This window comes from Coriobacteriia bacterium (assembly GCA_031292615.1).
GTDB lineage: Bacteria > Actinomycetota > Coriobacteriia > Anaerosomatales > JAAXUF01 > JARLGT01.
Genome location: JARLGT010000013.1, coordinates 1 through 14,025 on the forward strand (window position 1 = coordinate 1; position 14,025 = coordinate 14,025).

At 65.4% G+C, this 14,025-nt stretch carries 10 protein-coding genes and 1 tRNA gene; 6 read left to right on the plus strand and 5 right to left on the minus strand.

Going from position 1 to position 14,025, the window contains the following annotated elements:
- Both P4L93_01005 and P4L93_01010 read left to right on the plus strand, forming a co-directional pair.
- Window positions 1-549 (plus strand): HD domain-containing protein (locus tag P4L93_01005; protein MDR3685524.1); only part of this gene is annotated, 549 nt, incomplete at its 5' end.
- Window positions 546-2,738, plus strand: a complete 2,193-nt coding sequence (locus P4L93_01010; GenBank protein MDR3685525.1) for a diguanylate cyclase — start codon at window positions 546-548, stop codon at window positions 2,736-2,738. The genes P4L93_01005 and P4L93_01010, both read left to right, overlap by 4 nt.
- 71 nt (window positions 2,739-2,809) lie before the next feature.
- Here the strand turns inward: P4L93_01010 and P4L93_01015 are convergent, their stop codons facing one another.
- Entirely contained in the window at window positions 2,810-3,694 is an 885-nt protein-coding gene (locus P4L93_01015) for a 2-oxoacid:ferredoxin oxidoreductase subunit beta (GenBank protein ID MDR3685526.1), read from the minus strand.
- Window positions 3,694-5,505 carry a 2-oxoacid:acceptor oxidoreductase subunit alpha gene (locus P4L93_01020; GenBank protein ID MDR3685527.1) on the minus strand — a complete coding sequence of 604 codons (1,812 nt, stop codon included), beginning with the start codon at window positions 5,503-5,505 and terminating at the stop codon, window positions 3,694-3,696. The genes P4L93_01015 and P4L93_01020 overlap by 1 nt, the downstream gene beginning before the upstream one ends.
- Window positions 5,506-5,627: 122 nt before the next feature.
- Between P4L93_01020 and coaBC the strand changes: the two genes are divergently transcribed.
- The 4 genes from coaBC (at window position 5,628) to P4L93_01040 (ending at window position 8,909) form a co-directional block, all read left to right on the plus strand.
- Window positions 5,628-6,860, plus strand: coding sequence for a bifunctional phosphopantothenoylcysteine decarboxylase/phosphopantothenate--cysteine ligase CoaBC (coaBC, locus tag P4L93_01025; GenBank protein MDR3685528.1), 1,233 nt, complete (start codon window positions 5,628-5,630; stop codon window positions 6,858-6,860).
- A complete protein-coding gene (locus P4L93_01030; GenBank protein MDR3685529.1) occupies window positions 6,857-7,228 on the plus strand; it encodes a DUF190 domain-containing protein in 372 nt (123 codons plus the stop codon). Before coaBC ends, P4L93_01030 begins: the two co-directional genes overlap by 4 nt.
- A 61-nt stretch (window positions 7,229-7,289) precedes the next feature.
- Window positions 7,290-7,366 (plus strand) — tRNA-Pro (locus P4L93_01035).
- 622 nt (window positions 7,367-7,988) lie between these two features.
- Entirely contained in the window at window positions 7,989-8,909 is a 921-nt protein-coding gene (locus tag P4L93_01040) for a diguanylate cyclase (protein MDR3685530.1), read from the plus strand.
- A gap of 343 nt (window positions 8,910-9,252) precedes the next feature.
- On the opposite strand, the gene P4L93_01045 is transcribed toward P4L93_01040, so the two are convergent.
- The 3 genes from P4L93_01045 to P4L93_01055 are packed head-to-tail and all read right to left on the minus strand — an operon-like array spanning window position 9,253 to window position 13,615.
- Window positions 9,253-11,160: a PAS domain S-box protein gene (locus P4L93_01045; GenBank protein MDR3685531.1), complete on the minus strand. Its 1,908-nt coding sequence runs from the start codon at window positions 11,158-11,160 to the stop codon at window positions 9,253-9,255.
- Window positions 11,157-11,543: a response regulator gene (locus P4L93_01050; GenBank protein MDR3685532.1), complete on the minus strand. Its 387-nt coding sequence runs from the start codon at window positions 11,541-11,543 to the stop codon at window positions 11,157-11,159. The genes P4L93_01045 and P4L93_01050 overlap by 4 nt, the downstream gene beginning before the upstream one ends.
- Window positions 11,540-13,615: a PAS domain S-box protein gene (locus P4L93_01055; GenBank protein MDR3685533.1), complete on the minus strand. Its 2,076-nt coding sequence runs from the start codon at window positions 13,613-13,615 to the stop codon at window positions 11,540-11,542. Before P4L93_01055 ends, P4L93_01050 begins: the two co-directional genes overlap by 4 nt.
- Between the last annotated feature and the right edge of the window lie 410 nt (window positions 13,616-14,025).

Here is a 14,025-nt window from a genome sequence, read left to right on the forward strand (position 1 = left end):
GCCGACGCGCGAGATCCGCGCAACTACTACCACTCTCGCAACGTCGCGTCGCTCGCGGTCCTGTTCGCCGAGGCGCTTGGGCTGGAATCCGACGTCGTGCGGCGCATCGAGATCGCGGCGATACTGCACGACTGCGGCAAACTGGGACTGCCCGACGAGTTGCTCGCCGACGTGCTGCGATCCTCGCGGATGCAGATGGCGGCGCGCGAGCACTCAGAGCTGGGACAGGCGCTGACCCAGTCCGTGGGGCTGTCCGACGTCCCGACGTGGATTCGTCACCACCACGAGCGCTGGGATGGAGCGGGCTATCCGGACGGCCTTTCGGGCGAGGCTGTGCCGCTTGAGTCACGCGTCATCGCACTCGCCGACGCATACGACGCCATGACCTCCGGCGTGCGAAATCGCGTGCCGATGTCGCGCGGGGCGGCACTCCAGGAGATCGATCTGGGCATGGGCTCGCGTTTCGACCCGATGCTTGCCGAGAAGTTCATCGAGGTCGTAGGCGCAACCGCGTCGCTCGGCTGGTCCGATGATTGGCTTGCAGGGTGAGCGGGGCAGTCGACATCCGACGCCAACGCGTCGTTCGCGGGGCGTGGTGGGCTCTCTTCGGCCTGCTCGCCGTGGCGGAGGTCGCTGTGTGGCAGCTCAGGCTGCCGATCGTGACAGAGTCGCTGATCTCCCAAGTACTCACGTTCTTCTTGCCAATGATGCTGGCCGCCGTCGCATCCTTCTGGCTCGCGTTTCGACTGAGCGGCCTTGAGCGCCGGTTCTGGGGACTGCTTGGGACAGCGGTCGTTGGTATTCTCTTCAGCGAGGCGTATTTCACTTGGTACACAGTCTCGATCAACTTCCACGGTCCACAACCGCCGCACTGGAGTGAGGTCGGGCACCTTATTGCGATCTGCGTGTTCTACGTGTTGGTCGTGTCGATGACCGAACTCGGCGAAAGCCCGATCTTCGCGCGCCTCCGTTTCTACCTGGACATTCTGTCTGCCGCGATAGTCGGGTTCGCGGTCGTCTATTGGTTCTGGACGCTTCCCTTGCTCATCAGCGTTCCCCGCGGCGGATGGGCTGTGGCCTCGGTCATGGCGCTCTATCCGGTGAGTGCAGTGGCCATTCTCTTGACCACCACGCTAATCGCTTTGGGTTGGAAGGCGTACCACTGGCGCTCGTGGGAGCGGCTGATCACGTTCTGCTTCGCATGCTACGCAGTCGCTCTGTTCGTATCGCCGTGGACCTACACGAGCGCGCTGCTGCTGACCGAGCCGGCCCGTACCGACTGGTACGGCATCTTGTTGGGATTCGGCCTGTATCTGCTGCTCATGGCCGCTGTCTACCGATTCACAGCGGCTCAGGATGTCGAGCTGGCCCGACCCTGGCCCGTCCCAGAGGTCCGCCCGCCGTGGCTGCCGATGCTCTATCCGACCGCCCTCGCCGCGGCGCTGGTGGTCATGGGCGTGGGAGCGCTTCGCGTCGCCGGGCTTCCGGGCGGTGGGGCCATCGTCGTTGCGACGACTCTGCTCGCGCTGGTGCTCATCGTGCGTTCGTGGCTAGGGAGCGTCGAGCTCGCGCACCACCGGGCGCGCTCGATCACCGACACGATCTCCGGCGCCTACAACCAGCGCTATCTCTACGAGCGGCTCCCCCTCGAGCTTGACGACGCACGTTCCGAGCACCGTGAGATTGCGGCAATCGCGTTTGACGTCATCGACTTCCGCGACATCGTGCAGATGTCCGGCGCCGAGGCAGGCGACCAACTTCTCGTGGAACTCGTCGACGTGATCCGCGCCGAGTTGCCTGCGAGCGCGACGGTCTACCGTGTCGGTCGCGACGAGTTCGTCGCTGTGGTCGACGGGCTCTCGGCGTTGGATGCTGAGGCGTCGGCGCGTCGAGTGAATGCGCGGCTGGGCAGCGATGTGAGCGTCGACGGAATCCCGGTCGCGATTTCGGCGGGTGTGGCGGTCTTCCCCGAGAACGCCGAGGATGCCGCCTCGCTTGTCTCGCGCGCCATCGCCTCGCAGCAGCTTGCGCGCTCGGCAGAGAGGCCCGACGTCGTAGTCTACGACGCAGAGATCGTGGAGGCCGCCGATCCCCTGGTGCGCCTCGATCGCTCCCGGCGCCAGTCGCATCGCAACAAGCTTCGCGCCTTGGCGGCTGCGGTCGATGCGCGCGACGCCTCGACGCGGTTTCACTCGCAGGCCGTCGCAGAGCTTGTCAGCGCCTTTGCGCTCGTGCTCGACCTTTCCGAGGAGCGCACGCGCGTTCTAGAGTCCGCGGCGCTGCTGCACGACATCGGCAAGGTCGGCATCGCCGACGACGTGCTTCTCAAGGTCGACCCGCTGACCGACGAGGATTGGGCGTGCATCCGCGCTCACTGCGAACTCGGCGAGCGGCTACTTGCCCCTGCCGAGGTGCCCGAAGTCCTGCCGATCGTGCGCTCGCACCACGAGCGCTGGGACGGTACCGGCTACCCCGATCTACTGGCAGGCCAGGACATCCCGCTGGAAGCCCGCGTGCTCGCCATCTGCGACGCCTTCGAGGCCATGACGACGGGTCGCCGCTGGCAACCCGCCCTTTCGACCGCCGCCGCGCTCGAGGAGATCGAGCGCTTTGCCGGCACGCGCTTCGACCCTGAGCTTGCCGAGACGTTCGAACGCATGGTGGTGCGCATGCACGGCCGACCTATTGCCGGGCGCCTGGCCGCAGGTCGCCGCGACATCGGGCTCGCCGAGCAGTAGCGCGGGCCGAGCGTGCCGGGCTTGCCGTCGGGGCTTCGAGCGTGCCGGGGTGCGCTTCCGACGATGTGGCCCTAGCCCAGCCCCGCCAGAATCGCTGAGACGTCTCGGGGCTGCTCGGCACGCTTGAAGCCAGGTTCGGCTGATGCCGCAACGCGGTCCTCGTAGGTGGGCACGCCTTCGCGCTTGTAGAAGACGCCGATCGGGATCTTGCACTGCTCGGGTGTGCAGGTCAGGTCGTGGAAGGTCGTCATCGAGAGGTTGAAGGCTGCGGCTCGGTCCGACGTGTCCCAGCCGCTCTCCTCGAGCTTGTAGACGCGCTCACGGAACCACTGAAACGTGTTGAGGTGGTTCCACGTCACGCATGGCTGCATGACGTCGACGATCGCCAGCCCCTTATGCGTGAGCGCCTGCTTGTAGAGCTCGGTGAGGTGTGGGATGTCGCCGGCAAAGCCGCGCGCCACGAAGGTCGCGTCCTGCGCGAGCGCGAGGCCGATGGGGTTGACGGGCTGCTCGAGCACGCCGGTTGGCGTCGAGACGGTGGGCATCAGGTGCTCGGTAGTGGGGGAGGCCTGTCCGGTCGTCAGCCCGTAGATCTGGTTGTCGTGGGCGATGATCGTAAGGTCCGGATTGCGCCTGAGCGCGTGCACGAAGTGACCCAACCCGATGCCGTAGCCGTCGCCGTCGCCCATCTCGACGATCACCTTCAGGTCGGGCCGCGTCAGGCGCAGCGCGGTGGCGGGTGGAACCGCTCGGCCATGAAGAGCGTGCATGCCCTGGACGTCGAGGAAGTCGGCGCCGTTACCGTGGCAGCCTATGCCCCATACCACCGAGAACTCGTTCTTCTGCCAGTCCAGTTCGGACAGAGCGCGCTTGAGCGCCTCCCACATGCCGAAGTTGCCGCATCCCGGACACCAGGTGGGCTTGAGCGGCGTGACGAACTCCTTGACCGCGGGCATCAGCGGCCTCCTTCCGAGGTCGCGATGGCCCCCGCGGCCGTCAGCTCCACATGCCTGCCGAGAATGTCGTGCACGAACGCGTAGACCTGCTCTGGCGAGATGGGGCGGCCGTCGGTCCGATTCAGGCGGTGGCCAACTTCGCGAAGCGTGTGCTCGCGAATCAGCCCTTCGAGCTGCCCGGTCGCGTTTTGCTCGATGACGATGCTGCGCTTGGAGCGTTCCAAGAACTCGTGCACGGCGTCGGCGGGGAAGGGCCAGACGGTAACGAGCTGAAGAACGTTGACGGTGACGCCCTCGGCGGCAAGCCACTTGGCGGCCTCCAGGGTGGGCATCTTGGTGGTGCCGAAGAGGATGACCGAGACGGCCGCCTCGTGCGGGCCGAACTCGACTGGCTTGGGGACGAGCGTCTTGGCGAGCTCGAACTTGCGCGCTCGCTTCTCGCTTTGTGCGATACGGTTTGCGCGCTCTTCGCCCGGAGCGCCCCAGCCGTGCTCGTCGTGCTCGTAGCTGTTGACGATCTGCTGTGCGCCCACCACTCCGGGAACCACGCGCGGCGAGACGCCAGAATCCGTTACGCGATAGCGAGCGTACTCCTCGACCTCGCCGGTCGTCTGCAGCTGGCCGCGGTCGATCGTGACTGCTGCGGTATCAAACGCAGGCTGGGTCTGGCGGTTGTCGGACAGGTACGTGTCGCCGAGGACGATGACCGGCGTCTGGAGTTGGTCGGCTAGGTTAAACGCCTTCCAGCCAAGCTCGAAGGCGTCGGTTTGGTCGCCCGGTGCAAGTACTACGCGCGGAAACTCGCCCTGTGCGGCATGAATCGCGAAGCGCAGGTCGGACTGCTCGGTCCACGTGGGAAGGCCGGTCGCCGGGCCGGGGCGTGTGAACAGCCCCACCACCACGGCGCTCTCGCTCACGCCAGCGAAGCCCAAAGCCTCTACCATCAGGGAGAAGCCGCCGCCGCTCGTCGCGCACATCGCGCGGGTACCGCCGAACGCCGCGCCCACCACCATGTTCATGGCGGCGATCTCGTCTTCCGTATGCTTGACCACCACACTGCTGGCATCGGCGTGCTTGGCCATGAAGCTCAGCAGCGACGAAGCGGGTGTCATCGGGTAGGCGGCGTAGAATCCCAGGCCAGCCGCGAGTGCGCCGACGCCCACGGCCTCGTTGCCGTCGGCAAGCACGAACGGCTCGACTGAGCCGCGCGGTGCCAGCCTGAATGGGAAGTCACAGTGCGCGTTGGCGGCCTCCACATGGCCGCGCGTGGCTGCGGCGACGTTCTGCTCGGCGATCTCGGGGGCTTTGTGAGCGAACTGGTGGCGCAACGAGTCGACCAGCCCGTCGAGCGGAAACTCGAGATGGCCGAGCACCGCGCCCAGCGCCACGACGTTGCGCATGATCTTGATGCCGCCGACCTCGTAGACGATGTCGGTCAGCGGGACCGGCACGAGGCAGATGTCGTCTCGGCCTGCCAGCTCGATGGCGTCGGCTGCGACATCGTGCGGGTCGAAGACGATCGCGCCGCCGCTCGTGAGCTCGCCGAGGTGCAAAGCGATTGTCGGGGCGTCGAGCGCGACAAGGATGTCCGTGGGCATGACGTGGCTGAAGATCTCGTCCTCGCTGACTCGCAGGTGGTAGGTGTTGTGACCGCCTTTGATCAGCGACGGGTACTCAGTGAGGTCGAAGGTGTGGTAGCCGGCTCGGGCGAACACGCGCGCAAGCGTCTGACCTGCGGCTTTGATGCCGAAGCCAGCGGGGCCACCGATCCGGATGCGAACCTCGCGTCCGTAGGGAGCGGGCTGGGGCATTGCGAGACCTCCTCGGGCGGTTGTGCGGTCGCGGCCGAGAGAGGCGGCCGCTCAGGGGTTTGTACCCGAGCGGTGGGAGGACGGCCGGCACGATTCTCTCGGCCACGTGCGATACTGGGCGCATGAAGAAACCGGCTGTACGACCCACAGTTGTTCTCGGCGTGACCGGCTGCATTGCTGCGTACAAGTCGTGTGAGCTGGTGCGCTCGCTAATCAGGCACGGCTGCCGCGTCAAAGTCGTGATGACCGAGGCGGCCGCGAACTTCGTCGGCCCCACGACGTTTCGCACCCTGACGGGCAACCCCGTCGCTGTGGGGCTGTGGGATGAGGCCGACGCGGTGATCCATCACATCTCGCTGGCCAAGGAGGCCGACGTGTTCGTGGTAGCACCGGCTACGGCCAACACCATCGTCAAGCTGGCCGACGGCCGAGCCGACGACCTGCTTTCCACGACGGCGCTGGCCACCCAGGCCACGCTCGTGATCGCACCGGCGATGAACGTCCACATGTGGCGCGCCGAGACCACCGTGGCCGCCGTCGCCAAGCTCAGGGCGCGCGGCGCCATGGTCGTCGAGCCCGAGACCGGCGAGCTGGCCTGCGGCGATGTGGGCGAGGGCCGCTTGGCTGACGTCGGGCTCATCAGCCGCGCCGTCCTCTCCGAGGTCAAGCGCGTACGCTCGCTTCAGGGCGTGCGCGTGCTCGTGACCGCTGGCCCGACGCAGGAGGCGCTCGATCCTGTGCGCTTCCTCGGCAACCGAAGCAGCGGCAAGATGGGCTACGCCATCGCCGAGGAAGCCGCGCGGCGTGGCGCCGACGTGACGCTGGTCAGCGGGCCGACCGTGCTGCCCGAGCCCTTTGGCGTGCGCACGCTGCACGTGATGAGCGCCCAGCAGATGCGCGACGCCACCCAGAGCGCCTATCCCGAGATCGACGCCGTCGTGGCGACAGCTGCCGTCTCCGACTTTCGACCAGCGTCCCCCGAGCCGCAGAAGCAGAAGAAGGACGAGGCGTCGCTCACCATCGAGCTGGAGCGCACGCCCGATATCCTCGCAGAGCTCGGCGCCAGCAAGGATGGCCGCCTGCTGGTTGGCTTCGCCGCCGAGACAGAGGGCGTGCTCGAGGCCGCTGAAGGCAAACTGGGTTCGAAGAACCTCGACTGGGTGGTCGCCAACGACGTCTCTGTCGAGGGGCTCGGCTTCGGTTCTGATACCAATCGGGTCTGGCTCGTCTCGGGGCAGGGCGCTGAGGAGCTGCCCGTGCAGTCTAAGACATCGATCGCCCGCGAACTGTGGGATCGCGTGACGCCAGAAGCGACGGCGGCCCACGATCGCAGGGCAGGGAAGGGGCAGGCGTGATCCACCACCTAGAAGGCCAAGCCAAGAAGCTCTCCGCCTACGTGGGCGAGGACGAACACTACGAGGACAAGCCGCTCTACCAGGCGCTCATCGACCAGGCACGCGTGCAGGGCTGCGCCGGCGCGACTGCGCTGCGAGGTCTTGCCGGATACGGCGCTTCCAGCCGAGACGTCGCCAAGCACGGGCTGCGCATGAGCAGCGACATCCCGGTCATGGTCAGCGTCGTCGATGAGGCTGTGCGCATCACCGCTCTGGCCGAGGTGTGGGCGGCGATGATGCCCGCGGGCCTGCTCACGATGGAGGACGTCAACGTCGCCCTGTACTGTGGCGAGTCCGAGGAGTGCGGCGAGCCGGTCATCCCGGCATAGTGGGTTGCTGCACGCCGCGGTGGCAGGTAGTATGTCGTCTCGCCGCGTGAGCGGCATAAGTCGGGCTGTGGCGCAGTTTGGTAGCGCACTTGACTGGGGGTCAAGGGGCCGCAGGTTCAAATCCTGTCAGCCCGACCATAAAAGAGCAGGTCAGGGGCCTATTCCGAGTAATCGGAGGGCCCCTGACTTCTTTCTGAGATGGCTCCGTCGTAATAGCGTGGTAATAGCTCGGCGAAACCGAGCGCCCAAGGAAGATTGCGAGCGACGAAGCACTGAGCTCGTCGCAACCCAGCGGTGGACGGGTGCGCACGCAAAAAGCCTGCTCAGAGCGGGTGGTAGCGGTTAGCCGGGCTGGTACGTTGCCGCCGAGAGGTCGGCGCGCGACGACCGGCCTCGCTATGGTCTATTTGGAATAGTTAAGGGGTCATGCGTTCGCCGACGAGCGCGAATTGAGGCGACCTTCCGGCCGTGTGCGGAGCTCTCTGCGCCGGCGTCGGGCAGACGTGGACTGCGCGGGCCCTCTGCCAGGACTGCACGTCGAGATGCGTCAGCCCCTTGACGACCGCGGCGCCCAGCCCAGACTGGGCCTGCGGCATAAACACGGCCTTGGGATGATTCTGCGGCATCCAAACGATACTCGCGCGAGAACGCTGTAGTTGGCCAAATGTTTAGCGCGGGCGGCGTTCTGACGATAGTGTTGTCAGACGCTCCGTTCGTGAGACCTTCTTTGGGGCGTGGGCGCCCAGGAGGTCCGCATAACATGAATGGGACCGACAGCTTCAGCGGACAGCCGCTCGTGTGCTCCATATGGGGCGAGCACGAGCTGGCTGCGTTCGATCATGCGGTGATTGAGAACTCGCAGAACGGCGTGGTTGCCTGCGACAAGCACGGTAACCTCGTTGTCTTCAATCCCACCGCCCGTCTATGGCATGGCCTTGACGCACGCAGTATCTCGCCGCGAGAGTGGGCTGCATACTATCGTCTTTATCTGCCGGATGGTGTGACGCTATTCCCGCCCGATGAAATCCCGCTCGCTCGGGCGCTTCGCGGAGAAACGGTCCATGACGTTCCCATGATCATCCGCGCCGAGGGGCAACCGCCCCGCTACGTTTCATGCGGCGGTGGCCCCTTCTTCGACGCGAGTGGCCATACGCTAGGTGCGTTCGTGGTGCTCGTCGACACCACCGAGATTCACAGGCTGACCGCCGATCTGGAGCATCTGGCAAGCCACGATGTACTCACGGGGCTCCCGAATCGGCGGACGTTCGAGGCGGAAGTCGAGCGTGCGGCCGCCTTCGCCGGGCGGGGGACTGTCTCGACGGTTCTATTCGCCGATGTGGACCGCTTCAAGACATGCAACGACCTGTACGGGCATGTCTTCGGCGACAAAGTGCTTCGTGAGATCGCCCAGCGCATGAGGGCCGTTGTGCGAGATATCGACACAGTGGCCCGCATCGGGGGAGACGAGTTCGGCATCGTGCTCTGGGGTATGAGCGCCGAATCCACCGATGCGCTCGTTACGCGCCTTTCTGAGGTCGTATCCGATGTGGGCCGCGAGCACGGACTCGACGTAGGCCTGAGCATCGGCTCGGCCGCGATCACTCGAGACTCGGACACATCCACGGTGCTGGCTGAGGCCGACACCCGGATGTATGAAGACAAGCGGTCGAGCCAGAGGTAGGCGGTCGGCGATTGGGCGGGAGGCTCGGTCGGGACGCGTCCAATATCGCCCGCATGCGAACCGAGCGCGGCACGTGGAGCAACCGTGAGCGGCGTAGCCTCTGTCTGCCGGGAAAGGGAGAACCCCTTCCAGCCAGTAGTAGAGTCGAGGAGCACGTCGATGCGCCCGGTAGCTGCTCGCATTTGTGGGTGAGGCGGTTGATCGGGGCATCTGTCGAGCGCCTCGCATCCAGGCGGGCGACCACATCCCCCCCCTCGGGAGCGGGCGGCGCCCAACCCCGAGACCCTCCGCCCATGAGGCGCGAGGCGGCCCCTCACAGGCCTTCACGCCTTGAGAGACGACCTCAGTCCGCGAACTGGAAGCCCCGCTCCTCAACGATTAGCAAGCAGGCAGCTACGACGTCCGCGTCGTACTTGACACTTGCACCTTCGCGGATCTCCGCCATCGCAACGGACAGCGGAAGTGCCGCCCGGTAGGGGCGATGGCTGATCATGGCCTCGACCACGTCGGCGACAGCGAGGATACGCGCGCTTGGCAGCACCTGATCTCCGCTCAGGCCGTCGGGGTAGCCCGAACCGTCGAGGCGCTCGTGATGTTGGCGGACCACATCGGCCATGTCGCCGCCGATGCCGATCATCGCGACGGTGTCCGCTCCAGCGGCCGCATGTCGTCGGATGAGCATCATCTCGATGTCTTCCAACCGGCCCGGTTTGGTGAGGATCTCGGTGGGCACCACGATCTTGCCAACGTCGTGAAGCAAAGCCGCCATGCCCAACGTCTCAATCCTGGCATCTTCCCAGCCGAGCTCCGAGGCGATCGCGCAAGCGAGCTGGGCGACCCGACGCTGATGGCCGGCCGTGTACGGATCGCGCATCTCGACCGTCGCCGCCAAGGCGGAGATAGCACCAGCGAAGGCCCGCCGTAGGTCTTCGGCGCTCTCAGCCAAGTCGACGGTCGCCTTGACCTGAAGGGTGATATCGCGGTTTATCTCGAGGACCACAGGAGGTTGACCGGCGCTGCCGCGTCTCAACGACCAGCGACTGGTCACGACGATTCGGCGACCGTCCTTGGTCGTGTGGTCCAACTGTCCAGCCCACCGCCCCGACGAATCCAGGGTCGCCATGATCGCTTCGCGAGGCTCAGGAAACTCGGTCGCAAGCAACGTGGCAGGGGTGGCGCCGACGGCTTCGTCAGGCGACCAGCCGTACGTCTCCTCGGCCCCATGGCTCCAGAACACGATGCGGTCCTCCATGTCGCGAACCATGATCGCGTCGTGGGCGAGGTCGATCAGCGCGGCCTGCGAGCGCAACTCCTCCTCGGCATGCTGTTGGTCGCTGACATCGGCGAGGAAGCCGAGAAAGCGCGTGTCGGAAAGCCGCACTGCGTCCACGCGACCGTGGAATGTCGTTCCGTCTTTGCGCAAGAAGAGCCCAGTGCCGGTTGACGTGCCCGTTTCGAGGAGGCTGGCGAAGCTCTCCTTTCCCCACCCGAGCGACTCTCCAGAGAGCAGATCGGCGATGCTCATGTGAGTGAGTTCCTCGGGCGCGTAGCCGGTGATGTCGGCTGCCGTGGCATTGATGTCCACGTAGTGGCCTAGCTCGTCGGTTACGAAGACGCCGTAAGGCGAGTTATCGACGTAGCCGCGGTAGCGCTCCTCGCTCTCCCGCAATGCGTTTTCGGCGGTTTGCCGGGCGGCGATGTCGAGCTCGAGTTCGCGGTTCGTGCTCTCGAGCTGCTGCATCTTGTCTTCCAGCTTGCGGACGAGCGTCGCGTTGTAGTTCTGCAGAAACGCTCGCTCGTCACCCGAGGACGCCTCTGTCGCAGGCGGAGTCGGTCGTTCCGCCTTCGGTCCCGTGCGGACTGGCGGTGGGCTTCCGACTGTGACGATCGTCTCCTCGATCATCGCCATGAACACGTCCGGCTCCGCCGGCTTCACCATGAACCGCTCGGCGCCGAGGCTCAGCGCGAACTCCTCGTCCTGTGCGTCGGTGTACGTCGCCGTGTAGAAGACGAACGAGATGTTCTTGAGGCGATCGTCTTGCTTCCATTCGCGACACAGGGTGAACCCGTCCATCACGGGCATGAGGATGTCGCTGACGATCAGATCTGGTGCCTGGCGGCGCGCCATCTCAAGTGCCTCGGCGCCTTCGGCAGCCTCATCGACCTCGTAGCCGTGGCCTTCCAAGAGAACTCGCAACAGGTAGCGGTTGTCCTCTACGTCGTCCACTATCAGAACGTGTTTCGCGCTCATGGACACTCCTTTGGCGCCTCATCCCGATAGCGCTCAATCTCGGCTACGAACGTATCCGGGTCGATCGGCTTCTCGATGTAGCCGGTGCATCCGGCCTCCATCGCCCTCTCGCGGTCGCCCGGCATCGCGTAGGAGGTCACGGCGATGATCGGCAAGTGGCACAGCGCGGGATTCGCGCGCAGGGCCCGGGCGACCTCGTACCCATCCATCGACGGAAGCTGGATGTCTAGCAGGATCATCTCCGGCAGGAAGGTCCCCGCCAGCTCGATGCCGAGCGGCCCGTCGACCGCCGCTTTGACCTCATAACCCCTGCCTTCGAGCAAGAACGTGGCAAGGTAGCGGTTCTGCTCGTTGTCTTCTATGAGCAGTACTCGTGGCTTCATGCCTCCACCAGTCCTTCCGCGGGCAGCGTAAGTGTGAAGACGCTTCCCGTACCCAACTCACTCGCCGCGTTCATCTCCCCGCCAAGGAGCTCGGCGAGTCGTCGGCAGATGGACAGCCCCAGACCAGTGCCTTCGTGTTGACGGGCAAGGCCGGTGTCGATCTGCCGGAACGACTGGAAGAGCTGCCCCATGTCTTCTGCCCTTATGCCGATTCCGGTATCGGCGACCGCGATGCGAATCGTAGACGGCGCGGCTGGGCTGGCGCCGGGCACGATGTCCGCGGTCAGGGTGACCACCCCGTCATCGGTAAACTTGATCGCGTTGTTCAGGAGGTTGAGCAGCACTTGCTCGATGCGCCGCGGATCGCTCAGCATGTCACCGATCTCCGGGGCAACCTCGATTCGCAGGTCCAGCCCCTTCTTCTCCGCAAGAGGCGCCACCGTGGCCACCGCCTTCTTGATCGTGCCAGGAAGGTCGAAATGCTCGCGACTCACCTGCAGTTGCCCGGCCTCGATCTTGGAGATGTCGAGGACGTCGTTGATCAGCGCGAGAAGATGCCGGGAGCTGTCGCGTACCATTCCCAACTGCTTGCTCTGCTCGGCGGTGAGTGGTCCCGCCAGCTTCTGGAGCATGATGCCGGTGAAACCGATGATTGAGTTGAGCGGCGTGCGGAGTTCGTGCGACATAGTCGCCAGGAAGGCAGACTTCACTCGGTCCGCCGCCTCCGCGCGGTCTTTGGCGACGGCCAGTTCGGCGGTACGCTCGGCCACGCGCTGCTCGAGAGTGGCATTCAAATCCCTGATGGCCTGCTCGGCGCGTCGCCGCGCCGTGATGTCGGTGCCGACGCTCAGGATTTCGGAAACCTCGCCGTCGGCGTCGCACACGATCCGATTCGTCCAGGAGATCCAGACGCTCTGCCCATCACGACGCATGTTCTCGTTGACGCTTTGCTCGAAGGCCACCGGGTCGGACAGGATCTCCTCCATGAGCTCGGCCATGTCGCGTCCCGCAGTGTCCGTCGCCGGAACGATGGTGTCCATGACGTGGCGGCCGACGATCTCATCGGAGGAGTAGCCGAAGAACTTCTGGCCGAACTCATTGAGGAAGGTGACCCGCCCGTCGCGCGCCCAGCGAAGGATGATGCTGTTGGCGTTCTCCACCAGCTCACGGTACTGACGCTCGCTCTCCTCCAGCGCGCGCGCGGCCTCCTCGCGCTCGGTCACGTCGTGAACGACGCCCACGAGCTGGCTGCAGGTTCCGGAGGAATCGAGTGCGGGAACGACCGTGACCTGACCGATTCTCCTGCCGGCGGGATATTCGGAGGCCTCTTCCCAGTGGGCAGGCCGTCCAGTTTCAATCGCCTCCCGGTACTTGCCGACGACCATGGTGAGCGCCGGCTCCGGGATGACGTCTTGAACGCGGGCGCCGATGATCTGGTCTTCGGAGAGCCCGGTCAGGTCCAAGAAGCGGTGGTTGACCCAGGCGAAGTGGAATCCGCCGTCAGATTCCACGGCTATGGTGAATACGACATCGGAGACGTTATTGAGGACCAACGCCAGCTGACGCTCGCTCGCCTCCAGCGCCTTCTGGGCGCTTTCATGGGCAGCTTGGGTGCGCAAAGCCTCGATGCCGTAGGCCAGGTCGTCGACCAGTTCGGTCAGAAGGGCAACCTCGGCCGCATCAAAGGCATCAACATGCGTGGCATAGATTGTCAGCGCGCCGAAGACTTGGCCCCGTGCGGAGAGGGGGAGAGCGATCGACGACGCGACGCCGAACTTCACAACGGCCTCGCGCCATGGGTCGAAGACCTGGTCGCCGGCAATGTCTCGAGTGATGACGGGCCGCCCCATGCGAATCGCAGCACCTGTCGGACCGCGTCCACACTCGGTGTCACTCCACGTGACGCCCAGTGCCTCCGCATCCTCTCGCCGGGCCCCAGCCACGGCCATCGGCCGCACTGTTCTTGACGCATCCTGTTCGGCGTAGCCAACCCAAACGAAAGGGTAGCCACCCGTGTTCACGATGGCATCGCAGACCTGGGACAGCAGCTGTTCTTCATCGCGCGCATGCATCAGCGCCTGGTTACAGTCACTGATCGTTCGAAGCGCCCGGTTCAGGCGGCCAACGCGATCGGCATCACGACGGAGGGACCGCAACGCCCAGCCGAAGGCGGCGGCGAGCGCGAGACCTACGGCTGCGAGCACGAGCAGGATGACGTGCCCTGTGCTCGATCCGAGGCTCGGAAGCAGCATCATGAGCTCCGAAGCCGATGCCAGATGAATCGCGTGGCATAGTGCCGGGCGCGGACCGAGGCACTGGCGCTGGCCTGCCTGAACTCCTGCAGCCAACTCTCAGAGGGCACAGCTTCGACGAGCAGGATGGGCCGGTTCACAGCTAATCCCTCGGTCGGCATGCACACGCCGCTCAATGCATCTTACCCACCTGCGTCGGGCGCGTCGATGCAGGAGGGAGCATAAGGCCA

Excerpts from the sequence above, each read along its gene's own strand:
- P4L93_01015 (MDR3685526.1), bottom strand. The coding sequence starts at position 3,694 with ATGCCCGCGGTCAAGGAGTTCGTCACGCCGCTCAAGCCCACCTGGTGT.
- P4L93_01020 (MDR3685527.1), bottom strand. The coding sequence starts at position 5,505 with ATGCCCCAGCCCGCTCCCTACGGACGCGAGGTTCGCATCCGGATCGGT.
- coaBC (MDR3685528.1), top strand. The coding sequence starts at position 5,628 with ATGAAGAAACCGGCTGTACGACCCACAGTTGTTCTCGGCGTGACCGGC.
- P4L93_01040 (MDR3685530.1), top strand. The coding sequence starts at position 7,989 with ATGAATGGGACCGACAGCTTCAGCGGACAGCCGCTCGTGTGCTCCATA.
- P4L93_01045 (MDR3685531.1), bottom strand. The coding sequence starts at position 11,160 with ATGAGCGCGAAACACGTTCTGATAGTGGACGACGTAGAGGACAACCGC.
- P4L93_01050 (MDR3685532.1), bottom strand. The coding sequence starts at position 11,543 with ATGAAGCCACGAGTACTGCTCATAGAAGACAACGAGCAGAACCGCTAC.
- P4L93_01055 (MDR3685533.1), bottom strand. The coding sequence starts at position 13,615 with ATGCATGCGCGCGATGAAGAACAGCTGCTGTCCCAGGTCTGCGATGCC.